This is a genomic window from Variovorax sp. GW821-FHT09D04, from assembly GCF_059416405.1.
Map to the genome: position 1 here is coordinate 622,881 of NZ_JBWKPA010000002.1, position 25,100 is coordinate 647,980.

Genomic DNA, 25,100 nt, shown 5'->3' on the forward strand with positions numbered 1-25,100 from the left:
TCCCATGCTCAATGACACCACGATCTACGCCGAGCGCCGCGCGCGCCTCGCTTCGCAACTGGGCAAGGACGGCATCGCCATCGTCCCGACCGCGCCCGAGCGCCAGCGCAACCGCGACAGCGACTTCCTGTTCCGCCACGACAGCTACTTCTACTACCTGACCGGCTTCACCGAGCCCAACGCCTGGCTGGTGCTGGCGGGCGACGGCCGCGCCACGCTGTTCTGCGCGCCGAAAGACCTGGAACGCGAGATCTGGGACGGCTACCGCCTCGGCCCTGACGCCGCCCCCGCCGCGCTGGGCGTGGACGAGGCCTTCTCGGTGAACGACCTCGACGCCAAGCTGCCGAAGCTGCTCGAAAACCGCTCGACCGTGTGGTTCCCCTTCGCCACCCACAAGGGCCTGGAAACCCGCATCGACGGCTGGCTGCAGTCGGTGCGCGCGCGCGTGCGCTACGGCGCGCTGTGCCCCGAGGAGCAGCGCGACCTGTGCGGCCCGCTCGACGAGATGCGCCTCGTGAAGGACGCGCACGAGCAGGACATCATGCGCCGCGCCGCACAGATCAGCGCCCGCGCCCACATCCGCGCGATGCAGCTGTCGGCGCGCATGCTGCGCGAGGGCAAGGACGTGCGCGAGTACCACCTCGACGCCGAGCTGCTGCACGAGTTCCGCCTGGGCGGCTCGCAGTACCCGGCCTACGGCTCCATCGTCGCGGCCGGCGCCAACGCCTGCGTGCTGCACTACCGTGCCGACGCCGCGCCCGTGCGCAAGGGCGAGCTGGTGCTGATCGACGCCGGCTGCGAGCTCGACGGCTACGCCAGCGACATCACCCGCACCTTCCCGGCCGACGGCAAGTTCAGCGGCCCGCAGCGCGCGCTGTACGACCTGGTGCTGGCCAGCCAGGACGCCTCGGCCGCCGCCACCAAGGCCGGCAACCGCTTCAACGACCCGCACGACGCGGCCGTGAAGGTGCTGGCGCAGGGCATGCTCGACCTGGGCCTGCTCGACGGCAACAAGGTCGGCGGCGTCGACGACGTGATCGACTCGCGCGCCTACTTCCAGTTCTACATGCACCGCACCGGCCACTGGCTGGGCATGGACGTGCACGACTGCGGCAGTTATGTCGAACCCACGCAGGTGGGCGAGGTGAGCGAGCGCAAGGACCCGCTGTCCAACGAACTCATCAAGAACCGCCCGAGCCGCATCCTGCACCCGGGCATGGTGCTGACGCTGGAGCCCGGCATCTACGTGCGCCCCGGCGAGGGCGTGCCCGAGAAATTCCACAACATCGGCATCCGCATCGAGGACGACGCGATCGTCACGGCCACGGGCTGCGAACTGATTTCGCGGGGGGTGCCGGTGAAGGCGGATGAGATCGAGGCGTTGATGCGCGCCTGAGCGCGAATCAGGCGGGCAGCGCGCAGAACAGCGCCTGCCCGATCGCGAGCACCGCCGCGCCCATGGCAATGCGCGGAAAACGGTGCGGCAAGCCACTCAACAACCCGACCGTCGCCAGCGCCGCCGCAGTCAACGCCCCCAGCCACAACACCCACCCCACCGACCCGCCCGCCGCCTCCAGGCTGGCCCACAGCGACAGGCACAGCAGCGCAGTGCCCCCGAGCTGCAGCCATCGGCGCCAGGCGCCCGGCGTGTGGCCGCGGCCGAAGACGTCTTCGCTGTGACGGTCCATCGCGAGGCTCAGCGCGCAGAAGCCGGCCAGCGAGGCGGCGAACACCAACCCGAGCAGCGGCATCACGATCCCTGACCCGAGGCAGCAAGTTCCGTTGGCGGCGGCGGCTTGACGGCTTTCTTGGGTGCCGCCAAAGCCTTGCGGCGCTTGCGCTCCACCAGCCAGGTCGCACCCGCCAACCCCAGGCCGAGCGCGATGACCACGAGGTCGAAGCCCGCCACCGAGCTAGGCCCATTGCGCAGGCTCACGGTGAGCGGCGCGGGGCCGGTGAAGGCATTGAGCACCGGCAGCAGTGCGAACAGCAGCGCGCCGAGCGCAAGCTGCGCCTGCCACATGCGCAGGGTCGGGCGCAGCAGGCCCAGCACGGCGGTGGCGCCCCAGACGATGAAGAACCAGCGGATCTCGGCCTCGTTGCGGCCGGCCACGTCGACCGGCAGCAGGCGGTTGGCCCAGAAGAAGGCAGCCATCGCCACGGGCAGGCCGGCAATCGCGCCGAGGTTCAGCCCGTCGACCAGCCGCAGGCCGAAGCCGATGCGTCCGCCCTGCTTGAGGGTCTTGGCGTATTTCTGACGCTCCTTCACGGCCCACAACAAGAGGCCCGTGGCCACCATCAGGCAGCCCGCCAGGCCCGAGACGAAGAACAGCGCGCGCAACAGCGGATCGGCGAAACGGCCGATGTGCAGGCCGTAGAGCACGCCGCGCGTCTCGGCCGCGGCCTTGGGCACGTCGCCGAAGGTGCCGATGAGCGCGCCGGTCGTGCCGTTGAACTGCATGCTGGGCTGGTCGTACGACAGGTGCCGGCCTTCGGCCCGCGTGAGCGAGACCACGGCGTTGGCGTCGTTGGGCTGGTGCACCACGATGCGGCCCACGGGCGCGCCGTCCCAGTGGGCCGTGGCCTGCGCCACCATGGGCGCGAGGGGCGCCAGTGCGGCCTTGGTGCCCGAGGCCTTGATCTGCGTGCGCACGCCGCCCGGGAAGGCCTCGGCGAAGAAGGTGTCGTTGCCGCCGTGCGCCTTGTAGGCCACCTGCGGGCCCCACGGCATGTACATGAACATCAGCGTGACCAGCCCGGTGTAGGTGATCATGGCGTGGTACGGCAACGCGAGCACGGCGGTGACGTTGTGCGCGTCGAGCCACGAGCGCTGGCCCTTCTTCGGGCGGAAGGTGAAGAAGTCCTTGAAGATGCGCTTGTGCGTGACGATGCCGCTGACGATGGCCACGAGCATGAACATCGCGCAGAAGCCGACGATCCAGCGCGCCCAGAGCGCGGGCATGTAGTGCAGGTCGAAATGCAGGCGGTAGAAGAACTCGCCGCCGCGCGTCTCGCGCGGCGCGGTGATCGCCTGGCCCGTGGCCGGGTCGAGCATGGCGCGGTCGAAGCTGCGGCGCCGGTCCACGGGCGGCGAACCGGGCGGCGGCGGCGGCTTGGCCCACAGCAGACTCACGCCGGGCTCGCGCTCGGTGGGCAGGGTGATGAACCAGCGCGTGGCATCGGGCGCGTGGCGCTGCATGAAACCCAGCGCGTTGTCGGCGGCCACCGGCTGCGGCACCGTGCCAGGCGCCACGGCGTGCAGCTCCGGCTTCATCCAGAAGGTGATCTCGTCCTTGAAGTACGAGGCCGTGCCGGCCGCGAACACCATGAAGAGCACCCAGCCGACCAGCAGGCCCGACCAGGTGTGCAGCCAGGCCATCGACTGACGGAATCCTTCCTTCATGCGGCACCTCCGCCGCCCTGGGTCCACAGCAGCAACAGCAGGCCCTGCAGCGCCGCCGCGATGGCGAGGCCGGTCCAGGCGCGCCACGCCGAGCGCGCCGCGAAGACCCACATCACGGCCACGGCGTAGACGAGGAAGGAGGCCAGCGTGCCGGTCAGCGCGGCTTCGCTGCGCGCCATGCCGAAGAGGACGGGCAGGCCCAGCGCGAGCACGGCGGCCGACAGCGCGGCGACGCCGTAGCCGCCCGCGATGGCGGCGACGGCCCGCGACGCGACGCCCATCCGGTAGCGGAGGCCGGCGCTCACGACGGGCGCCGGACGACGTGCAAGGTCGTTCGGAAATTCATGGGACAGAGGGAGGGGAGAAACCTGGAGAATGAGAATCATACTCATCTTCTCGGTTTTTCTCGCCCCCGCCCATCCCGCGAGCGGGGCCTTGAAAGGCGCGCGGCGCCTTACTTCGCCTGCAGCAACGCGCCGGCTTCGAGCAGCACCAGCTCGTTGTCGTCCGCCTTGTTCGGCTCGCGGCTGCTGGAGAACGGCAGGTTGTTGTCGTTGCCGACCACGATGTGCGTGGCATCGACCACATCGACGTTCTCGATGGTGAAGAACGGGAACTTGAGCACGCCGTCGTTCAGCGGCTTGCGCGCGAGCTTGTTCGGGTCGGCGATGTTCAGCAGGTCGATGTAGCCGATCTTGCGCACCGCGCCGCCCACGTTCGCGTCGCTCAGCTCGACCTTGTAGACGCGCTTGAACTTCGCGATGTCGTGGAAGCAGTCGGTGCGCTTCTGGCCTTCGGGGCAGGCCTTGTCGCTCGTGCCTTCGCCGTTGTCGCGCTCGATGATGAGGCCGGTGGTGCCGTCGATCATGTTGAAGTCGCCGATGGCGTTGCCGTTGGCTTCGAGGACGTACTTCCAATGGCGGCCCGTCCATTTTTCCGTCGCCACGTCGAACTCCAGAACGCGCAGCGCTTCCTTGCCGTCGACCTTCTCGTAGTCCTTGGCCTCGGCGTTCCACACCGGGCCTTCGAGCAGCGCATAGAGCTTGCTGCCGTCCTTCGAGGACGCCATGCCTTCGAAGCCCTTGGAGCGCTTGATCTGGAAATCGACCGCGCCGCCCGGTGCGCCCGGCGTGGTCACGGCCGGATGGTCGGGCGAGCGCACGGCCTTGCCGTCGACCTGCGTGTCGAACACCGCGAGCACCTTGCCCTTCAGGTCGGCCTTGATCAGGAAGGGGCCGAACTCCTCGCCGATCCACAACGCGCCGCCGGCGAACTGGAAGCTCTCGGGATCGAAGTCCGAGCCCGTCAGGTAGCGCTGCTTCGTGCCTTCGTGAACGATGCGGAACGGCACCTTCTTGTCGGGGTCGTGCAGGAAGATGGTGTTGATGCGATTGAACTTGCCGCTCTTGAAGTCCACCTTGTAGTGGTTCAGGTAGAGCATGAAGTCGGGCGAGTTGGCCTTCGCGCCGGCGCCGTTGTCGGTGAGGATCCAGAACGTGCCGTCGTCCATCTTCTTGATGCCCGAGTGCCCTTGCAGCGGCTGGCCCTTGAAGGGCACGGACACGCCGGTGCCACGGCCGGCCGAGAGGCCTTCGACGGTGCCCAGCGCCTCGACGCGCTTGCCCGAGGTGAACTTGCCGCTGACCTGCAGGTCGGCCGGCGCGTCTTTCGGTGCGGCGACAAAACTCTGCGCAGGCAGCACGGCGTGGCCGGAGAGCGTGGCGGGGAAGGCGGTCTGGGCCACAGCGCCACCGCAGGCGAAGGCGGTGGCCAGGGCGACCAGAGAGAGGGAAGCGAAGCGCGTCATGAACGAAAAAGCTTTCAGTCGAAAACGCGTGACCTTGCCGGGCAGGCGTGACGCCGCCGTGACATCCGCTCAGCTCAAGGTGCGATGTCCACCGTCACTTCACGCGACTCGGCGCGGCCCTGGTCATCGACCGCGCGCAGCACGTAGCGCCGTCCCGATTCGGCCATGTCGGGCATCCACGTGATGCCTTCGCCGGGCGCCGCCTTGCCGACCAGTGCGTCATCGGCGAACCAGTAGATCGTCTGCGTGCCCGCCGCCGCTTCGGCGCGCAGCACGAGCGGCTCGGGCCTCTTCACGCGCAGCGTGTGCCGCACGCCGCGCAAGGGCGAGGTGATGAGCGGTGCCGTCTCCGAAGCCTCGCCCTTCTCGCAGCCATCGGTCGGCAGGCTCGCGCGCGGCAGGCCGGCTTGACGGAACAGCCGCCGCATGTCGCTGCCCCATTGCTCGACCACCTGCTGGCGCGCGTTGGGCTGCGGCCCGCACACCACCTTGCCGGTCGTTTCATCAACCCACACGGCACGGTGCAGGTTGCTCACCTGGATCGGCGACTTGCCGGCGATGAACCATGTCGTGGTGCGCACCGGGCACAGCGCATCGGGCAGTCCGCCCGTCGCGGTGCACACCTCGACCTGGCGCAGGTCCGCCGGCTGGCGCGTCGCGATCTCGCCGGGATCGAGCCGCTCCGCGCGCAGCGCATCGACCATGCGCAGGAACAGCGGCGCGGCCGCATCGACGCCCACCAGCGCGGGGTTGCTCGTGCCATCGAAGTTGCCGACCCACACCACGAGCACATGGCGGCCGAACACGCCCGCAGTCCACGCATCGCGAAAGCCCCACGACGTGCCCGTCTTCCATGCGATGGCGGGTCGTGCGGGCAGCGTGGTGTCGGGGCGCGGCGTGTGGCGCAGCATATCCAGCGTGATGAACGAGGCCTCTTCGCTCAGGAGGCGCAGCGGCTGCACCGGCCGCTCGTCGGGCGCGGGCTGCGTGTAGCGCAGCGGCTGCGAGATGCCGCCGTTCGCGAGCGTGGCGTAGAGACCCGCGAGCTCCTCGGGCGTGACCTCTCCGCCGCCCAGCACCAGCGCGAGGCCGTAGTGCGATTCGCTCTGCAGCTTCTGCACGCCCGCGAGCCGCATGAAGTCGTAGAGCCCCGGCTTCGACAGCTTCGCCGCCACGGCCACCGCGGGGATGTTGCGGCTGCGGATCAGCGCCTCCTGCGCGGGCAGCGGGCCGGCGAAGCGGTGGTCGAAGTTCTCGGGCGTGTAGGGGCCGAACGATGTCGGCGCGTCCTTGAGCATCGTCTTCGGATGCAGCAGGCCCTGGTCGAGCGCGAGTGCGTAGATGAAGGGCTTGAGCGTGGACCCCGGCGAGCGCTTGGCCTGCGTGCCGTTGACCTGCCCCGCGATGACGTCGTTGTGCCAGTCGGCCGAACCGATCAGCGCGCGCACCTGCATGGTCGAAGCGTCGAGCAGCAGAGCACTCGCATTGGTCATGCCGACGTCGGCGTGCGTGCGCAGGTACTGGCCCATCACGCGTTCGAGCGTGGCCTGCATGCGCAGGTCGATGGTGGTGCGCACTTCCTGCACACCGCGCTCCTGCGCGAGCAGCATGTCGGTGGCGTGCGGCGCGAGAAAGGGGAGGCTGCCGCGCGACTGCGCGGAGAGCGCGAGCTGCGCATCGGGCGCATGCTGCTTTGCCGTCGGATCGCGCTCGGCCCACAGCGCCCACAGGCGTTCGCGCGCCGACTGCAGCTCGGCATTGCGACCGCGCTCGGCAATGCGCTTGACGGGGTTCTGCGGAATCACCGCAAGCGTCAGCGCCTCGGGCAGGCTGAGCTTGGCGGCATCCTTGCGGAAGTAGATGAGGCTCGCGGCCTGCACGCCTTCGATGTTGCCGCCGTAGGGCGCGGTGTTGAGGTACGCCTCGAGGATCTCGCGCTTGCTGAAGCGCGCCTCCAGCCAGAGCGCCGCGCCGATCTGCGCGATCTTGCCCAGGGCCGTGCGGCTGTCGATGCCGTAGACGCGCCGCGCGAGTTGCATCGTGAGCGTCGATCCGCCCTGCCGGCGCTCGCCGCTCGCAATGCGCCACGCGCTGCGCACGAGCGCGGCGGGGTTGACGCCGGGGTGCGCGTAGAAGCGGCGGTCTTCGTACAGCAGCACCGCATCGACCAGCGTCGGCGAGATGCGGTCGAGCGGCACCCAGAGGCGGTATTGCTCGTCGCTTGCGAGGGTGAGGCGCAGCAGCTCTCCGCCTTGCGCATACACGGCACGCGAGCTGCCGACGGTTTCGCTGAGCGGGGCGTGCGGCCACAAGCGCAGCAGCGCGAGCAGGAAAGCAACCGCCAGCGCCCACAGCGCAGGCTTGCGCAGCCTTCCCAACTTCACGCTGAAGCGCATGACGGCCTCCGCTGCCTTGCGTCAGTTCGCCACGACCTGGAAGCGCGCACCCGCCGAGCGCGAATACACGCGGCGGTCGTACATCGCCTCGCCGTACGCCGCAGGCACCACGAAATCGCCGACGTTGGTGGCGCGCGCCTTGTAGGTCACTTCGAGCAGGTTCTTGTCGACGGCGCCGTAGAACACCACGCGGTCTTCGCGGATGTCGGCGTACTGCACCTTCCACGAGCCGCCGCCACCGAGGCGCTTCTTCCAGATCGGCGCATCGGCATTGGCTTCCTCGTCGTCGCCCACGGCCTGCAGCACCGGCTCCAGGCCGCCGGGCAGCAGGTCGACCAGCGCCACGTCGTTGAGCTGTGCGCGCTCCAGGCTGCGCACGCGCACGCGCACCGTGACCTCTTCGCCAAGCTTGGCCTTGGTGATCGGGTTGCCCTTGGCATCGAGCACTTCATGGAAGATCTCCAGGCCCTGGTTCACCGGCGTGGTGGGCACGTTGCGCTCGAAGCCCTGCTCGGCCCAGCTGTAGTACAGGTTGAAGTCGCTGTCGTTCGAGAGCTTGAGCCTGGCCGTGCCGGCGGGCACCGCGGCACGCGTGATCGGGTTCACCGAACCCAGTGCGAGCGCCGCGGCCTGCCCTTGCGCGTTGACGCTCTGCGCCGTCAGCTTGCCCTCGGCGTTCTGCGCCACCGCTTCGAAATACGCATCGACCGCCAGCAGCATCGAGGCCGACGACAGGCTGTTGTACCAACCGTCGCGCACCATCGCGCCCATGCCTTCCCACACGTCCGGCTTCAGCGTCTTCAGGCGCGACGGGAAGTGGCGGCCCACCAGGTGCAGCGTCATGCTGTCGTGCACCAGCGGGTCGTAGTAAGCACCCCAGACGTTGCGGCGCTGTTTTTTCTCGGTGCGCGCGAGCAGGTCGGACCACACCGGGTTGAGCAGCTCGTTCGCCACCTGCTCCTGCTTCACGAGCTGGTAGCTCGCGGCGAGGTACACGGCGCCCAGGTCGTCGCTCCAGCCTTGGGTCTGCTTGTTGCGCCACGCTTCGCGCAGGTTGGCCAGTGCGGCCGGCGCGATGATGCCCTGGCGCGTGAGCAGGTAGGCCGCCTGCGTGCGCTGGCGCCAGCCGTCGAGCGAGGTGTCGCCGCTGCCAAGCCAGCCTTGCAGGTAGGTGTTGGCCTTCTGCAGCAGGTCCTGCGGCACGGGCAGCTTGTGGTCCTTGGCTTCGATCAGCAGGTGCACCGCGTAGAGCGTGGCGAACGCATCGGTGCCCGCGCCGGGCCACAACGCGAAGCCGCCGTCGGCCGTCTGCCGTGCGCGCAGCTGCACGAGGTAGCGCTCGAAGGTCTTGCGCGCCTCGGGCATCGGGCCCTGCTCGGGCGTGCGGCCGCGCGCCATTTCCTTCACCAGCTCGGGGCGGCCCGACAGCAGCACGGCCGGGAAGGTCTGGCTCGTGATCTGCTCGGTGCAGCCGTGCGGGTAGACCTCCAGGTACTGCATGAGGCCGGTTGCGAAGGCCCACGGTGCGGCGGACACCGCGACATCGCTCTTGCGGAAATTCGGGTACAGGTCGGCCTTGCTCGACAACTCGCCCGCGCGCTGGAAGCTGCCCGCCTGCACCAGCGTGACGAACGGCGACGCAGGCCGCACGCTCACTTCGGTAGACAGGCGCGCGCTGAAGGTCTTGTGCGTCGAGGTGAACACCAGCGCGGAAGAGCCCAGCACCGCCTGCTCGCCCGGCTTGGCGCGCACGTTGAATTTGGTGCTCGCTTCGCCGCGCTCGTTGACCTTGAGCGTCTGCGTCGCATCGCCCACCACTTCGAGCCCGCCCGAGGCGGTGAGCGTGAGCGCAATGGGCACGTCCTTGCCCGAGCCCACGATGTTGTTCGCGAGGCCCACGCCCACTTCGACGGTGTCGCCGGGCGCCATTGCGAGCGGCGCGTTCGGCAATATCACCATGTCACCGCGCACCACGGTGCGGGTGCTCTTGGCGGCGGTGGTTTCGTCGTTCACCGCAACGGCCATCACGCGCAGGCTGCCGTTGAAGCTCTCGGGCACGGTGTAGCTGAACTCGCGGCTGCCGTTCACATCGACCAGCCCCGACCAGTAGGCCACCGGCTTGTCGCGCTTGCGCTTGAACGGATTCAGGTGCTTGCCGAGTTCACCTTCGCCGTCGCCGCCGGGCGCGGCACCCTGCATGAGCTTCTTGAACTCCGGCAGGATCAGGTCGAGCGTCTGCAAGGTGCCCACTTCGAGCGCCCGCTTCTGGAAGAAGTGCTTGAGCGGGTCGGGCGTCTTGTAGCGCGCCACCTGCAGGATGCCTTCGTCCACCGCGAACAGCACGGCGCGCGTGGGCTTGTCGCTGGTGAGCTTCATCTTCACCGTCTGCCCGGGTTTCACGAGTTCGCTGCTGGTGAGCTGAAGGTTGGCGGTGCGCTTCGCAAGGCTGGTGGCGAAGGGAATGACGCCGTACGACAGCGGGCTCATGTAGACCTCGTCCGAGGCCGGGTCGCGCACGAAGTGCACGTTGATGTAGCCGGTGCCCTCGAAGTCCTTGGGCAGCACGATCTTCTGCACCGAGGCGGTCTTGTCGGTCTTGAACCATGCGTGGGCGTAGACCTTGTCGCGCTCGATGGTGATGAGGCCGGCGCCCACGTACGGCGCGCGGATGCTCACCTCGATCTCCTGGCCCGGCTCGTAGTCCTTGCGGTCGAGCGTGAGCTGCAGTTCGGCGTTGCGGTCCAGCGAGCGCGAGACGTTCGCGTTGCCCGCCACGCTGTACTCGACGCGGTTCAGCTCCAGCCCGCCGGCATTGCGCACCACGTAGGCGAAGTTGCCGGGCGTGGAGGTGTTCAGCGCGATGGTGTTGCCGCCCGCGACGATGGCCAGCGGCTTCTCGTCGATCACGATTTCCTTCTTGCGCGACTCGTAGCGGTAGAGGCCGTTGTCCTGCTTCACGAGCACCGACAGCACCTTGCGCTCCACGCGCTCAATCTTCAGGGCGTCGACGGCCGTCTTCTTCGCCTGCGGGTCGATCGCGATCACGGTGGCATTGCGCGCGGCGCCCTTGCTCACGTAGCTGGTGTCGCCATCGACCTTCACGCCCACGAGGTAGGGCATGTCGCTCACCAGTGTCTGCGCCTCGGCCGAGACGCTGCGCCCGCCCTCGGGCTCGAAGGCCTTGGCGAGCACGTGCACCTGGTACGTTGCCGCATCGAAGCGCGAGAGGCGCAGGTCGAACTCGGCCTTGCCTTCGGCACTGGTCTGCACGCTGCCCAGGTCGTCGACCTGCTTCTCGGTGGCGCGCTGCGGATCGAAGAAGGCGTAGTCGGCGAACGCGCGGAACACCGGGAAAGCCGGGCTCAGCGTGAGCGTGCCTTCGACCTTGCGGTCGGGCGCGGGCGTGCCGAAGAGGTTCTGCACGTCGATGAGCGCCTTCAGGTCCTTGGGCCTGACCCAACCTTCGGCCACCTCGTTGCTGAGCTTGGCGACGACCTTGGTGCGGTCGGGCAGGAACTCCTGCACCTTCACCGTCGTGCTGCCGATCAGCAGGCCCTGCACCTCGGGGTTGCCGGGCGACGATTCGCGCGGCAGGTAGAGGTTGACGGTGTAGTTGCCGGTGGGCGAGGTGTCCTGCGTGGCGTGGGCGATTTCCGCCGCGCCGCCGGGGCCGAGCTTGAGCTTCTCGCGGCGCACGCTGAGTCCGCGCGCGTCGATGATCTCGGCCTCGAGCGGCAGGTCGCGCAGCGACGTGGCCCAGTTGCCCGCCTTGACCATCATCGCGATGTGCATGGTGTCGCCCGGGCGGTAGATGCCGCGGTCGCTGAACACGTACGCGGTCATCTGGTTCGGCACGCCGGCCGCGCGCAGACCGCCGACGTCGAAGCGCGAGATGTCGAGCGTGCGGTCGCTGCGGTTGAAGGGCAGGAAGCTCAGATCGCCGTCCTTGCGCACCACCAGCACCACCGGCGCCTTCTCGCGCTGGTAGCCGGCGAGGTTCGGCAGCTTGGCGGCGCCCGTGGCGTCGGTGGATTGCGACGCGACGATCATGCCGTTGCGGCCCCACACCTCGACCAGCGCACCGGCCACGGGCTGGCCGTTGGCGATGCTCTGCACGAACACGTCGCGCGTGCCGTCGAGCGACTTCTTGGCGACGATGCCCAGGTCGGTGACGAGCACCAGGCGCTGGTCCTTCTGGTCTTCGGGGTTGCCGCTTTCGGGGTCGCCTTCGCCTTCCGATGGCTGTTCTTCCTGTTGCTCTTCCTCGGGCTGCGCCTGCGTGGCGTCGCCTTCGGCCTTCTTCTTGGCCTTGGGGTCGTAGCCCTGCACCTTGAGCAGGAACACGCCGCGGCGGTCGGCCACGTCGCTGCGCAGGTACTGCGCGAAGTCGACGGTCTCGTAGTGCGCCTTGCCAGCGGGAATGCTGAGCGGAATTTCCTTCTGGAAGCGGTCGACGAGGTTGTCCGACTGCAGGCTGCCGTTGAACTGCGGATGCGCGAAGTCGCCGTTGGTCTGCGTGACCAGGTGCTGCAGCTGCTGCGGCAGCAGGCGTCCGATTTCCAGGCGGATGCCGGGCAGGTCGCGCACCAGGATCGGCAGCTTGCGTTCACCGGAAAGTGCGAGCAGCGAGCCCTGGCTCATGATGGTGAGCTCGGGCGCGAAGGTCTTGAGCAATCGAACGTCTTGCCGCGCCGCGCCGAGCTGGTAGCCGCCCGGCGTCTTCAGGCCCTTGGCCACGCGCACCAGCAGGTAGCGGCCACCCTCGGCTTGCGGGAGGCGGAAGCTGACCATCTCGGTCACTTCGCGTTCGCTGGCGATGGGCTGCAGATTGATCTTCTTCGCGCGACGCAGCACGGCGTCGGTGACCTTCGAGGGGTCGGCGGACCAGTCGAACTTTTCTTCCGGGTCGCCCTTGGCTTCTTCCGTGGCGGGCAGCAGCCAGGCCTGCACCACGCGCGCCATTTCGCGCTCGTGCACCGGCATCGAGGCGGTGATGTGCATCACATGCTCGGGCTCGCCATTCTCGCCCGTGACGATGGTGGGGTCGATGCTCGCGATGTCGAGGCTGAAGAGGCCGGGGATGTCGACCGCGCGCGAGATGTCGTTGCGCTGGCCGGGGCCGCCCTTCTGCGCGACCGCGCCGGAGGTGAGGCTGAGCACCACGGGGCGCGTCTTCTCGGGAATGGGCAGCGGCTCGGACTGGAGGGTGGCGGTGAGGCGCAGCTTGTCGTAGCTGACGGTGAACTTCTCGCTCGCGCATTTGCCCACGCTGAAGATCGAGGTGCCGCAGGCCTGGTCATAGGTCAGCACCAGGCGCTTTTCGAACTCTGCCGTGTTGACGGGGTGCGAGAAGCGCACCTGGAAGAGCGCGCGCCGCACGTTGGCCTGCACCGGGTCTTGGTAGAACTCCGCGCCCGCGATGCGCGCGTTGAACTCGGGCGAGGTGAACTCGTACTTGCGCTGCTCGATCTCGATGTGCGGTGCGAGCGCGTCCTTCGCCAGCTGCACCTTGTAGGGTTGGCCGACCGGCCAGTCCTGCGCGGGAAGGAATTCGAGCTTCTTCTGGCTGCTCCACGACCAACGCCCGGCAATGGCGGGCTCGATGCTGACGCCGGTCGCCTCCTGGCCGATGCGCGCGATCGGCGCGACCGAGGCGGAGAAGTTGATGACGACCGGGTTGGGCCCCTTGTCGTTCTCGATCTGCGTGCGCGGCGGCGGCACGATCTGCGCGGTGGAAACAACGGGCTCGACGCGGTCGGGCGTGAGGCCGTGCCACCACTTCAGGACCTGCGGGCTGGCGAACCAGCCGGCCAGCACCAGCAGCGCCAACAGCACCACCCAGGCCAGCCGTTGCTGCACCCACTGCAGCCCGAAGAGAAGAAAGGCGCCCACGATGCGCAGCCACCCCGGGGGTCGCCAGGAACCGATGAGTCCGCGTGCCAGCGGACGCAGGAACCCGAGCACGCGGCCCAGTCCGGTGAAGAGCACGTCGCTGAGCGACGCGAGTTTTCGATTGGCAACTTGAAGCATGGACGCTCCCCCGATGTTTTTGTTGGCGCCTGACAGTCTCTGCCCGGTCTGTGAAGCCATGGCGCTGTGTGTGAAGTCTGCGTGAAAACCGCACAGGGCCCGCGCACCGGCCCGTCTCGAACGTCAGAACGAAAGTGCGGGCTTGTTCACCATCAACCAGAACACGACGGCCATGGCCACGAAGGCCGGGTAGCCGAGCAGTTCCCAGTAGCGCTGGTAGCGCAGATACAGCGACGGCAGCGCGGTGCTCTCGCGATGCGCCTGCCCCGCCAGGGCCGCCATGCGGATCTGCAGCCACACCACCGGCAGCCAGCATGCCCCCGCGAACGCGAACAGCCCCAGCGAGAGCGCCAGCCACGGCGTCGACAGCGGCCAGCCCGCCAGGTGCGCCAGCGCGAAGCCGGTGACCGGCTGCAGGATGACGGTGGGCGTGGTGAACCACCAATCGGCCCGCACCACCAGCCGGCTCACCACCGCCTGCGCCGGCACGCTGCCGCTGCGGTTGGCAAAGAACATGTAGAAGGCCGAGCCCAGCCCCGTGCCGACCATCAGCACGCTGGAGACGATGTGCAGCCACTTGAGGACGAGGTAGGTGTTCATGGCGTGGCGCGTCGGTACAGATGCCAGAGCAGCGCGGCAATGGGCAGGTTCTTGAGCAGCGGGCCGAGCGGATGCAGCCACAGGTCCGGCTGCAGCACGGTCGCCACGAGCGTCATGGCGAGCATCGACGCGAAGGCGGCCAGGTAGACGGTGCGGCCGGGTCGCAGCCACAGCGCCAGGCCGATCGCAAGATCGGCCGCCGCGCCGCCGACGATCAACGCCTGCACCAGCCACGGCGGCGAGGCGATGCCCGCGTCGGCCAGCACGCGCCGGCTCTGGCCGTCGAGTTCGACGATGCTGGCGACGGCGGTGAAGAGCCAGACGGTGACGAGGCTCAGGCGCAGCAGGCGGTCGTCGTCACGCGTCTTCGTCATGCCGCGTCGCTCCCATGCTGTGCCCGTTGCCACTGAACGACCTCGTCCGCATGCCCCGCGAGAAAGTCGCGCATGCGCGCGAAGCGCCGCTGTGTCTGCCGCGCGAAGACCTGGGCCACCACGGGCTCCAGCAACCAGCGCAAGGCTTTCGGTCCGGCTTCGATGGTGTAGACGTAGATCAGCACCGAATGACCGGGCTGTGTGTCCCGGTGTCGCATCGATGCGGCCCAGCGGCTGAAAGGAAAGGAACGGCCGACCATCGACGCCGCGGCCACATGCGGCCGGTCGAAAGTGACGAAGCGCGTGCGCATCGACAGGCCGCGCAACCAGCCGCCGCCGGTGTTCTCGGTTTCCGCGCCCACGAAAGGGCAGGGCGCGCCGCCCACCACGCGGGCGTTGCCGACCAGCGAGTCCCAGCGCGCACGCCAGACGTGATAGTGGAAGGCATCGAAGACCACGTCGGCCGGCGCCGGCATGTCGAATTCAAAGCGCTGGTGTGCCATGGCCTGCTGCGCTTGCCCCTTCGTCGATCACGTCCGTCACCATGCCCCAGCGCGCGAACTCGGGGTCGAACTCGGGCAGCGCGAGCAGCCCGGCGCAGGCGTGCGCGCCCACCGGCAACGCCTCGCCGCGCGCGAGCCGGCGCGCCAGCAGGATGGCGGCCATGCAGGGAATCTCGGGGCCGTGGTTGTCGTCGGCCGCGATGTGCCAGGCGCGGCGCGCGATGACGCCGTGTGCATCGGTGCCTTCGACGCGCACCACCATGCCGCCCAGCGCGGTGCCGAACGCATCGAACACACCGCCCGTCGCGTGCAGCAGCGGCGCCAGCTTCTGCGGTGCGCGCAGCAGGCCTGTGCGACGCAGGAACGCCAGGAAGGCGAAGGCCTGCTGGGTCAGGCCGACTTCGAGTGCGGCGCGGAACATGACCGACTGCACGCCGGCGTAGCGCGCCGGAAAGAGTTCGAGATCGGGGATGTCGCACAAGGCGCCGCGGCGTGGCTTCATGCGCGCGAACTGCACCTTTGCGGGATGGGCCCAGCCGGGCTGCTCGGTCCACCGGCCGCCCTGCCAGACGCGGATCGGCGCGCCGCAGTAGGCGAGCACGCCCGCGAGCGTGGCTTCGCCGCGCGGCGCGCCCTGTGCCGGCGCGATGCAGATGTCGATGCTGCGGATGCCTTGCCAACCGGCGGCGAGGTGATCGACCACCGCCGACGACAGCGCGGGCACGGTGCTGGCGCCTGTCACGGCGGTGCGGCCCGCGCTGCGGAAGGCGGCGTCCATCGCGGCGGGAAAGTCGCAGACGAAGCGCCGGCCGTCGGCCAGGTCGATGTAGTGCGCGCCGGCAGCTGCCACGGCCTGCGGCACGCGGTAGTCCTGGCCCTGGAACGGGCCGGCGGTGTGGATGACGAGGCCGACGCCCAGAAAGCCCAGGCCCTGCGCGAGGTCGGGCGACTGCGCATCGACGCGCACACCGCGTGCAATGCCGCCCAGCGATTGCGCGAAGGCCGTGGCCCGTTCGAGGTCGCGCCCGCCGACCCACAGTTCGATGCCCGGGTCCTGCGCCAGCACGCGGCTGATGCGCGCGCCGAAGTTGCCGTAGCCGCCGAGCACCAGCGTCTTCATGCGACGCGGGCTCCGGCGATGTGGCCGCGCGTGAACGCTTCCTCGAAGATCGAATAGCCCGACCAGTCCGCGTGCGCGAACGACAGCCGGCCCGCGGCCACGCGGTCGCCGTGCGCGCCGATCTGCGCGAGCAGGCCGGGGCGCGGGATCGACATGGCGTGCCCGTAGCGCGTGATCTCGACGCGCGTGGCGAGCGCGGGCAGGTCGGGGTGCGGCACCGACAGCTCGGCCAGCAGCTCGTCGCGCCATGCGGTCCACGGACGCTCGAGCAGCAGCTGGCGGCCGTCGCCGGTGTCGTAGCCGCTCGGGCCCAGCGGGCGGTACCAGCTGAGCACGGTGCCGCGCGGCGTGGGGTCGAGCGTCTGGTGGCGCGCATCGACGTAGCCAAGGCCGCGCGTGCCGTAGATCACGTTGTCCCAGCTCGGCGCGGCGCCGACGCGGTCGGCCAGCGGCCCCCGCAGGTGCACGTTGGCGACCAGCCAGGGGGCGTAGCGCACATGCGCGGCGGCGCTCGTCAGCAGCGCCGGCGGGTTCTCGACCACGCGCGCGGCGATGAAGACGGGCAGCGCGACGATGCAGCGCTCGGCCTGCCAGCGCACCATCGATTTCGAGGCGGTGTCCCATGCATCGACCTCGACGCCCGCGCGCCCTTCGGCGATGCGCGTGACGACCTGGCCGGTGTGCAGGCGCTCGCCCAGCGGCGCGGCCAGCTGCTTCGTGAGCCAGCCGTTGCCTTCGGGCCAGGTGAGCACGCCGTCGCGGTCGGGGTTGGTGTCGTTGACGCTGCCACTCGCGTCACCGGGCGCATGGAAGCCGTGCCGGCTTGCGAAGTAGTGGATGCCGGCCCAGGCCGACACTTGCGCGATGCCGGCGCCGTAGTCGTCGCGGCAGCAGTAGTCGAGGTACCAGCGCAGGTGGGCGTCGTCGAAGCCTTCGCGGTCGAGCCAGCCCGCGAAGGGCAGGGCGTCGAGCGCGAGCAGCTCGGGCGTGACGGCGAAGCGCAGCGTGGGAATGGCGAAGTGGGCAGCGTGCTGCAGCGCGTCGATGCGCTGCGCGAAGCGGCGGTACTGCGCCTGCGTGCCGGCGCCCACGTCGTGCACGGGCAGCAGCCCGTCCTGCCACTCGCCGCGGAAGAACAGGCGTTCCTGCGGGCTGTGGCAGAGGTGGCGCTCGTCGTAGGTCCAGCGGCCGGCCACGCGGCGGCGCAGGCCGAGTTCTTCGAGCAGGTCCTGCACCTCGTGCGCGTCGTCGCCGGGCGTGGGCAGGTAGTGCGCGCCGAGCGGGCAGGCGATGCCGCCGACCGAGCCGCCGCGCGCGTTGCCGCCGGCGGTGTCTTCGAGTTCGAGCAGCGCGAAGTCGTCGATGCCCGCGAGGCGCAGCGCGCGTGCGGCCGCGAGGCCGGCCACGCCGCCACCGGCGATGACGACGCGGGTGCGCCTGACGGTGGCCGGGGCCTGCGACTTGAGCGTGGCGTCGCGCATCGCGTGGCCGCGCGCGACATCGATGCCGGTGAAGCCACCTTCGATGGGCGGCGGCGGCGCCTCGCAGCCGGCCAGCGCCAGGGCGCCTGCACCGGCAGCGACGCCAAGAAAGCCACGGCGCCTCATGGCACACGGCTCCTTCGTGGAACACCGCGGAACCGGCTTTGCCGGGCCGCTGGTGTTGCCCCCGGCAGGGGGTTGGCGAAGCGACACGAAGTGCCCGCAGCCTGGGGGCGAGCCATATCAGTGAGCCATGACCTTGCCCCACTCCTGTTCGTAGGTGGTGACGAGGGTCTGGTTCGACAGGCGGTTCACTTCGGTCGGCACGCGTGCCATGTCGAGCGGAAAGTCGAACATCAGGGGCAGCGTCGCCGGTGTGAGAAAGCGCATGCCGCCCGGCAGCGCGTCGGGCAGCCGGTAGGGCCGGTGGCTGGCGATGATGTAGCCCCATTCGCCGAAGCTGGGCACGTGCGCGTGGTACGGCGTGGCCTTCAGGCCGACCGACTCGATGGTGCTCGCCACGGTCCAGTAGCTCTTGCGCGCCACCAGCGGCGAGGTGGTCTGGATCACGGCGTAGCCGCTGGCCGACAGGCGCCGGTCGAGCAGCGCGTAGAAGCTGTTGGTGTAGAGCTTGCCGATGGCGAAGTTGGTCGGGTCGGGAAAGTCGACCACGATGACGTCGAAGGTGTCGCCCTCCTGCTGCAGCCACTGGAACGCGTCGGTGTTGACGACCTTCACCTTCGGCGACGAGAGCGCGTGCCCGTTGAGCGCGGCCAGCGTCTCGTGCGTGGTGAAGAGCTGCGTCATGTTCGGATCGAGCTCGACCAGCGTGACCGACTCGACCGAGGGGTACTTGAGGATCTCGCGCACCGCCATGCCGTCGCCGCCGCCGAGCACGGCGACTTTCTTGGGCGCGCCGTGCGCCGCCATCGCGGGGTGCACCAGCGCCTCGTGGTAGCGGTACTCGTCGCGCTCGGCGAACTGCAGGTTGCCGTTGAGAAACAACCGGTGGCCCAGCGCGCCGCGCGTGACCACGATGCGCTGGTAGGGCGAGCTGGCGCTGAAGACGATGCGGTCCTGGTAGAACTTGTCTTCCGCCAGCGTCGTGATGTGGTCGGCGCCCCAGAAGGCGCCGATGAGCGCGGCCAGCGTGAGAAAGCAGGCCACCGCGTGCGCGCCCGCGCGGCGCAGCTCATGGCGGAACAGCCACAGCGCCCACACGGCCACTGCGGCGTTCATCACGCCGAACAGCAGGCCGGTGCGGATCATGCCGAGCTGCGGCACAAGAATGAGCGGGAACGCGACCGACACGGCGAGCGCGCCCAGATAGTCGAAGGTCAGCACCTGCGACACGAGGTCCTTGAGCACGATGTTGCGCTTGAGGATGCGCATCACCAGCGGGATCTCGAGCCCCACCAGCGTGCCCACCACCACCACGAGGCCGTACAGCAGCAGCCGGAACGCGCCCGGCACGTAGGCGTTGGCCAGGAACAGGATCGCCGGCAGCGCGCCGCCGATCAGCGCCACGAGCAGTTCGATGCGAAGGAAATGCGCCGGCAGCTGCCGGTCGAAGTAGCGCGAGAGCCACGAGCCGACGCCCATGGCGAACAGGTAGGTGCCGATGATGGTGCTGAACTGCAGCACCGAGTCGCCGAGCAGGTAGGAGCTCAGCGCGGCCGCGCTCAGTTCGTAGACGAGGCCGCAGGCCGCGACGACGAACACGCTGGCGAGCAGCGCGATCTCCACGGGTTGCGGCCCCCGCGCATCCGGGGTGCGCGCGGGCAGGGCCGCGTCGCTCAATGGATGGCTGCGGCCACGATGACGCTGATGCCCAGGCACATGGCGGCCACGACGAGCGCCAGCGCCCTGTTCTGCTTCTCGACGATCTCGCCCCACAGGTCATAGGGGGTGATCTTGTCGATGATCAAGAAGCAGATCCAGAAGACCACCACGCCGATCAGCGCATACACGAGCGATCCGAGGACCACGCCCGGTTTCAGCCATTCAATTCCCATGGGGACCTCCAGTCGTAGCAATAAAGAGAGAAACAAGAGAGCGCCTGCGCGCGATCTTCGTCATTTGTGGCCGCCGCCGCTCGAATAGCCGCCGTACGAACCGCCCGAGCTGCGGTACCCGCTCGAGGAGCCGCCGCTGCAGTTGCTCATCATGATCAGCACGAAGAGGATGACCACGATGACGAGGATGATCGTGCCGCAGCCCATGCCCGACGCGGCGCTCACGGGCAGCGCGTCGCCGCGCGAGAACAGGTCTTTCTTGGCGTCGAGCTTGAAGGCCGTGGCCACCGCGCCGCTGTCGATCTTGCTGCCCGACGACCACGTCAGCTCGTTGGCCGAGCGCTCCATCGAGAGCAGCGCGCCGCCGCTGGCGAAGTCGCGGTTGAAGGTCTTCTGCCCGCGCTCGACCTGCCAGTAGAACTCGCCGGCCACGTAGGTGGTCTCGGCGTTGTAGGCGTACTGCTGCTGGTAGCGCTTGTTGAGGTAGGTGGCGGTGGTGCCGTTCTCGGCCATCACGGGCGCGCCGGTGGTCGGCTTGACCATGCTCCAGCCGTCTTCGGCATCGACCAGGAAGCTGAAGCCGCGCTTCTTGTTGTACAGCAGGTACTCGTCCCAGCCGAACTGCTCGTCGTCGCCGGGCTCCTGGCCCATGCGGTGCTGGAAGCCCACCACCTGCCACTGCGCGCCCTGCAGCTGGCCCACGCTGCCCAGCGCGATGAGCGGGCGCACCGGCTCGTTCTGCTCGGCGTGCTTGAGCTCGCCGCCGATGCCTTGCGACAGGTCGATGATGCTGTTGCACGAACCGCAGGTGATGCTCTTGCTGTCGGCCAGGTTGACCGTGACGGGCGAGCCGCAATTCGGGCAGTTGAAGCTGCGGCCCTTCTCGTCCTTCGCGGATTCGTCGCGCAGGCCGGTGAGTTGCAGGTCGTCGAGCTGCACCGAGCGGCCGAGGTAGGCGGTGGGCGGGGCGGTGCCGTAGTCGATGCTGAGCACCAGCCCCTTGTCGTTGCGCAGCTCGACCATCGCGAACGGTTGGCCGAGCTCGGGCAGGTGCGGCAACTCGCCCTGCGCGGAGGTCAGCGCCACCTGTTCGTTGGAGGCGACGGTGTAGCTCTGGCCGGCGAACGCGGTGGTGGCGCCCACGCGCAGGTCGGCGGGCGGTGGCGCGGCGCGCTGCAGGTCGAAGGGCAGCGCGAAGACGTAGGCGCCGTTGTCCTCGCTGAGCACGCCGGTGCGGTCGCCGTCGAGCGCGGCGATCCACTCGGTCCAGCGCCCGCCGGGGTAGGTGTACTGCAGCCGGCCGATCAGCGTGAAGGGCTTGTCCTGGATGCGGCCGGCGGCGAACAGCTGCAGCGGGCTGAAGTCGTCGAACAGCTCGGCCATCTTGCCGGTGCGCGCGAGCGTGTCGCCCTGGCGCACGACGGTGCTCTGGCAGTACGGGCAGACCGCGTGCGTCGATTGCGCCGAGCGGAATTCGACCGGCGCGCCGCAGCCGGGGCAGGGCGCGCGGTAGTAGCGTTGGGAGCCGGTTTCCTCAGCCATGGCGCACCGGGTGCGATGGCGCGGCCGGCCACGAATGATTCAAGCCCAAAAGGCCTCTGACGCCCGCTGGGCGGGCGTCAGTCGCTATCGAAAACATTGCGACGAATCAGACGAGCTTTTTCAGCAGTTCGGCCTTCTTGGCGTCGAACTCTTCCTGCGTGAGGATGCCCTTGGTCTTGAGTTCGCCGAGCTTCTCGAGCGTGGTCATCACGTCGGCGGCGCTCACCACGGCCACGGCCGGCTGCTGCGTCGTGGCCGCGGCCTGGGCCGCGGCGTTCGGGCTCAGGCCCTGCGCGAGGTTCTGCGCCAGCACCTGGCCGAGCGCCACGCCGGCACCCAGGCCCATCGCGTCGCCCGCGATGCCGCCGCCACCGGCCGCGCCTTCGGCGAACTTGGGAATGGCCTGCGCCGTCTGGTACTGCATGAACTTGCCCATGTCGTTGCCGACCATGCCCATGCCGATCTTCTGGTCGAGGATCTTCTGCAGCTCTTCAGGCAGCGAGACGTTCTGGACCGTGATGTTCTCGAGCTTGATGCCGATCTTTTCGAACTCGGGCACCAGCTGGGTGGCCAGCGCGGTCGCGAACTGGATCTGGTTGGCCGCCAGGTCGAGGAAGGGCAGGCCGCTGGAGGCGATGGCGTTGCTGATGTTCTGCAGCACCAGGCCGCGCAGCTGGCCGTCGAGGTCGGCCACGGAGTAGATGTCGCGCGTGCCGGAGATTTCGGTGTGGAACAGCTTCGGGTCGCCGATGCGGAAGCTGTAGTTGCCGAAGGCGCGCAGGCGCACGGCACCGAAGTCCTTGTCGCGGATCGTGATCGGCTGGGGCGTGCCCCACTTCTGGTCGACCTGCTGGCGGGTGCTGAAGAAATAGACGTCGCTCTTGAAGGGGGATTCGAAGAGCTTGTCCCAGTTCTTCAGGTACGTGAGCACGGGCAGCGTCTGCGTCGTGAGCTTGTACATGCCGGGGCCGAACACGTCGGCCACCTGGCCTTCGTTGACGAACACGGCCATCTGCGACTCGCGCACGGTGAGCGAGGCGCCGTTCTGAATTTCCATCTCGGCCATCGGGAAACGCCAGGCCAGCGTGCCATCGCCGGACTCGGTCCACTGGATGATGTCGATGAACTGTTTCTTGATGAAATCCATCAGGGCCATGGTCGTTCCTCTCGAGATGTTGTCGGTTTGTGTCCCAGCCACACATATTGCCACAGGGCTTTGACGGCGCCCCGTGCTTTTGGTCATGCCTGCCACCGGCCATGCGGCGTAGGGCGGTATGGACCGAGGTCTACAATCGGCGCCCCCAGAAGAAGCGCCACCAGGAGCAACGGCACATGTCCGATTCGACCGCATCGTCCCCTTCGACCCCCACCCCGGAAGACAAGCGCGCCCTGTTGCGCCGTGCCGCCCTCGAGTACCACGAGTTTCCCGTCCCCGGCAAGATCGCCATCGCGGCGACCAAGCAGATGGTCAACCAGCGCGACCTGTCGCTGGCCTACTCGCCCGGCGTGGCCGCGCCCTGCGAGGAAATCGTCAAGGACCCGGCCAACGCCTTCAAGTACACCTCGCGCGGCAACCTCGTGGGTGTCATTTCCAACGGCACCGCCGTGCTGGGCCTGGGCGACATCGGCCCGCTGGCCTCCAAGCCGGTGATGGAAGGCAAGGGCGTTCTCTTCAAGAAATTCGCCGGTGTCGACGTGTTCGACATCGAGATCGACGAGAAGGACCCGGTCAAGCTGGTCGAGATCATCGCCTCGCTGGAGCCCACCTTCGGCGCCATCAACCTGGAAGACATCAAGGCCCCGGACTGCTTCTACGTCGAGCGCGAGCTGCGCAAGCGCATGAAGATCCCGGTGTTCCACGACGACCAGCACGGCACGGCCATCACCGTGGCAGCCGCCATGCTGAACGGCCTGAAGGTGGCCGGCAAGAACATCGCCGAAGTGAAGCTGGTCACCTCGGGCGCGGGCGCCGCGGCGCTGGCCTGCCTGAACCTGCTGCTCAAGGTGGGCCTGAAGCGCGAAAACGTGTTCGTCACCGACCTGGCCGGCGTGGTCTACGAAGGCCGCGAAGAGCTGATGGACGACGACAAGCGCCAGTACATGCAAAAGACCGACATGCGCAAGCTGTCGGAAGTGATCGCTGGCGCCGACGTGTTCCTCGGCCTGTCGGCCGGCGGCGTGCTCAAGCCGGAAATGGTCGCCAAGATGGCGCCCAAGCCGGTGATCTTCGCGCTGGCCAACCCGAACCCCGAGATCGCGCCCGAAGACGCCCATGCGGTGCGCAACGACGTGATCATGGCCACGGGCCGCACCGATTACCCGAACCAGGTCAACAACGTCCTGTGCTTCCCGTACATCTTCCGCGGCGCGCTCGACTCGGGTGCCACCACCATCACCGACGAGATGGAGATTGCCGCGGTGCACGCCATCGCCGAGCTGGCCCAGGCCGAGCAGAGCGAGCGCGTGGCCGCCGCCTACGCCGGTGAAAAGCTGAGCTTCGGCCCCGAATACCTGATTCCGAAGCCCTTCGACCCGCGCCTGATGATGAAGATCGCGCCGGCCGTGGCCAAGGCGGCCGAGGAAAGCGGCGTGGCGCTGCGCCCGATCAAGGACCTGGACGCCTACCGTGACAAGCTGCAGAGCTTCGTCTACGCCTCGGGCACCACCATGAAGCCGATCTTCGACGCCGCCAAGCGCGCGCCGAAGAAGCGCGTGGCCTACTGCGAAGGCGAGGAAGAACGCGTGCTGCGCGCCGCGCAGATCGTGGTGGACGAAGGCCTGGCGCGCCCGACGCTGATCGGCCGTCCGGCCATCATCGCCCAGCGCATCGAGAAGTTCGGCCTGCGCCTGAAGGAAGAGCTCGACTACGACGTGGTCAACGTCGAGCAGGACCACCGCTACCGCGACTTCTGGCAGACCTACCACCGCATGACCGAGCGCAAGGGCCAGACGGTGCAGACCGCCAAGATCGAGATGCGCCGCCGCCTCACGCTGATCGGCGCCATGCTGCTGCACAAGGGCGAGGTCGACGGCATGATCTGCGGCACCTGGGGCACCACGCTGATCCACCTGCACTACATCGACCAGGTGATCGGCAAGCGCCCCGGCGGCTGCGCCAGCACCCCGCAGGACGTGCCCGTGTACGCCTGCATGAACGGCCTGCTGCTGCCCGACCGCCAGGTGTTCCTGGTCGACACGCACGTCAACTACGACCCGACGCCCGAGGAACTGGCCGAGATCACGACCATGGCGGCCGAGGAAATGATGCGTTTCGGCCTCAAGCCGAAGGCCGCGCTGCTGTCGCACTCCAACTTCGGCACCAGCAACGAGCCCAGCGCCGTCAAGATGCGCAAGACGCTCGACCTGCTGCGCGTGCAGGCGCCCTGGCTCGAGGTGGACGGCGAAATGCACGGCGACGTGGCCCTGGACAGCAAGCAGCGCGCGGTCGTCATGCCGCACAGCGCGCTCGCGGGCGACGCCAACCTGCTGGTGTTCCCCAACATCGACGCCGCCAACATTTCTTACAACCTGCTCAAGACCGCGGCCGGCGGCAACATCGCCATCGGCCCGGTTCTGCTCGGCGCGGCCAAACCTGTGCACATTCTCACGGCGAGCGCGACTGTTCGCCGCATCGTGAACATGACAGCCTTGACAGTGGCCGACGCAAACGCCGAGAGATAGGCCATTTGGCGAGAGTGGACGCCAACTTAAGGCGTCGCTTTCTGCCCTCGCGACTGCTCAAACTTTGGGCAGTCGCTTGCTATTTTCGCCAGCGTGGTGCACACTCGCGGGCTTGAATTTGCGGGTTAACCCCGAGGTTGAGCGCAAT

17 protein-coding genes are annotated in these 25,100 nt (G+C 68.6%); 2 read left to right on the top strand and 15 right to left on the bottom strand.

Annotated elements, in window-relative coordinates; translation table 11 throughout:
• Positions 1-4 precede the first annotated feature (4 nt).
• Entirely contained in the window at positions 5-1,396 is a 1,392-nt protein-coding gene (locus AC07O4_RS09165; protein WP_495272634.1) for an aminopeptidase P N-terminal domain-containing protein, read from the top strand.
• Between the two features lie 7 nt (positions 1,397-1,403).
• Here AC07O4_RS09165 and AC07O4_RS09170 read toward each other — a convergent pair whose 3' ends face one another.
• The 15 genes from AC07O4_RS09170 to AC07O4_RS09240 form a co-directional block, all read right to left on the bottom strand.
• Positions 1,404-1,751 (bottom strand): DUF3325 domain-containing protein, encoded by a 348-nt coding sequence (locus AC07O4_RS09170; protein WP_095948377.1) that lies wholly within the window; start codon positions 1,749-1,751, stop codon positions 1,404-1,406.
• On the bottom strand, positions 1,751-3,403 hold the full coding sequence (locus tag AC07O4_RS09175; RefSeq protein ID WP_495304347.1) for a PepSY-associated TM helix domain-containing protein: 1,653 nt from the start codon (positions 3,401-3,403) through the stop codon (positions 1,751-1,753). The genes AC07O4_RS09170 and AC07O4_RS09175 overlap by 1 nt, the downstream gene beginning before the upstream one ends.
• The gene (locus AC07O4_RS09180) at positions 3,400-3,708 is read right to left on the bottom strand and encodes a DUF3649 domain-containing protein (protein WP_420906996.1); all 309 of its coding nucleotides are present in this window, start codon (positions 3,706-3,708) and stop codon (positions 3,400-3,402) included. The genes AC07O4_RS09175 and AC07O4_RS09180 overlap by 4 nt, the downstream gene beginning before the upstream one ends.
• A gap of 149 nt (positions 3,709-3,857) precedes the next feature.
• The gene (locus tag AC07O4_RS09185; protein WP_495304348.1) at positions 3,858-5,210 is read right to left on the bottom strand and encodes an esterase-like activity of phytase family protein; all 1,353 of its coding nucleotides are present in this window, start codon (positions 5,208-5,210) and stop codon (positions 3,858-3,860) included.
• A 74-nt stretch (positions 5,211-5,284) separates the two neighbouring features.
• Entirely contained in the window at positions 5,285-7,606 is a 2,322-nt protein-coding gene (gene pbpC, locus AC07O4_RS09190) for a penicillin-binding protein 1C (protein ID WP_495304349.1), read from the bottom strand.
• 21 nt (positions 7,607-7,627) lie between these two features.
• Positions 7,628-13,636 carry an alpha-2-macroglobulin gene (locus AC07O4_RS09195; protein ID WP_495304350.1) on the bottom strand — a complete coding sequence of 2,003 codons (6,009 nt, stop codon included), beginning with the start codon at positions 13,634-13,636 and terminating at the stop codon, positions 7,628-7,630.
• Positions 13,637-13,759: 123 nt separating this feature from the next.
• The gene (locus AC07O4_RS09200; protein WP_070063336.1) at positions 13,760-14,236 is read right to left on the bottom strand and encodes a DUF2269 family protein; all 477 of its coding nucleotides are present in this window, start codon (positions 14,234-14,236) and stop codon (positions 13,760-13,762) included.
• Positions 14,233-14,610 (bottom strand): DoxX-like family protein, encoded by a 378-nt coding sequence (locus AC07O4_RS09205; protein WP_495304351.1) that lies wholly within the window; start codon positions 14,608-14,610, stop codon positions 14,233-14,235. The genes AC07O4_RS09200 and AC07O4_RS09205 overlap by 4 nt, the downstream gene beginning before the upstream one ends.
• Positions 14,607-15,113, bottom strand: a complete 507-nt coding sequence (locus AC07O4_RS09210; protein WP_159279106.1) for an SRPBCC family protein — start codon at positions 15,111-15,113, stop codon at positions 14,607-14,609. Before AC07O4_RS09210 ends, AC07O4_RS09205 begins: the two co-directional genes overlap by 4 nt.
• Positions 15,094-16,233, bottom strand: coding sequence for a saccharopine dehydrogenase family protein (locus AC07O4_RS09215; protein WP_495304352.1), 1,140 nt, complete (start codon positions 16,231-16,233; stop codon positions 15,094-15,096). Before AC07O4_RS09215 ends, AC07O4_RS09210 begins: the two co-directional genes overlap by 20 nt.
• Positions 16,230-17,840 carry an FAD-dependent oxidoreductase gene (locus AC07O4_RS09220; RefSeq protein WP_495304353.1) on the bottom strand — a complete coding sequence of 537 codons (1,611 nt, stop codon included), beginning with the start codon at positions 17,838-17,840 and terminating at the stop codon, positions 16,230-16,232. Before AC07O4_RS09220 ends, AC07O4_RS09215 begins: the two co-directional genes overlap by 4 nt.
• Positions 17,841-17,957: 117 nt before the next feature.
• On the bottom strand, positions 17,958-19,514 hold the full coding sequence (locus AC07O4_RS09225; protein ID WP_370869692.1) for a polyamine aminopropyltransferase: 1,557 nt from the start codon (positions 19,512-19,514) through the stop codon (positions 17,958-17,960).
• Positions 19,511-19,729 carry a DUF350 domain-containing protein gene (locus AC07O4_RS09230; RefSeq protein WP_062473571.1) on the bottom strand — a complete coding sequence of 73 codons (219 nt, stop codon included), beginning with the start codon at positions 19,727-19,729 and terminating at the stop codon, positions 19,511-19,513. The genes AC07O4_RS09225 and AC07O4_RS09230 overlap by 4 nt, the downstream gene beginning before the upstream one ends.
• A gap of 60 nt (positions 19,730-19,789) precedes the next feature.
• The gene (locus AC07O4_RS09235) at positions 19,790-21,271 is read right to left on the bottom strand and encodes a DUF4178 domain-containing protein (RefSeq protein ID WP_070063341.1); all 1,482 of its coding nucleotides are present in this window, start codon (positions 21,269-21,271) and stop codon (positions 19,790-19,792) included.
• Between the two features lie 106 nt (positions 21,272-21,377).
• Positions 21,378-22,427, bottom strand: a complete 1,050-nt coding sequence (locus AC07O4_RS09240) for an SPFH domain-containing protein (RefSeq protein WP_101490731.1) — start codon at positions 22,425-22,427, stop codon at positions 21,378-21,380.
• Positions 22,428-22,603: 176 nt separating this feature from the next.
• Here AC07O4_RS09240 and AC07O4_RS09245 point away from each other — a divergent pair, with 176 nt between their 5' ends.
• Complete coding sequence (locus AC07O4_RS09245; protein ID WP_062473579.1) at positions 22,604-24,952, top strand: NADP-dependent malic enzyme; 2,349 nt, start codon at positions 22,604-22,606, stop codon at positions 24,950-24,952.
• The last annotated feature ends 148 nt before the right edge of the window (positions 24,953-25,100 follow it).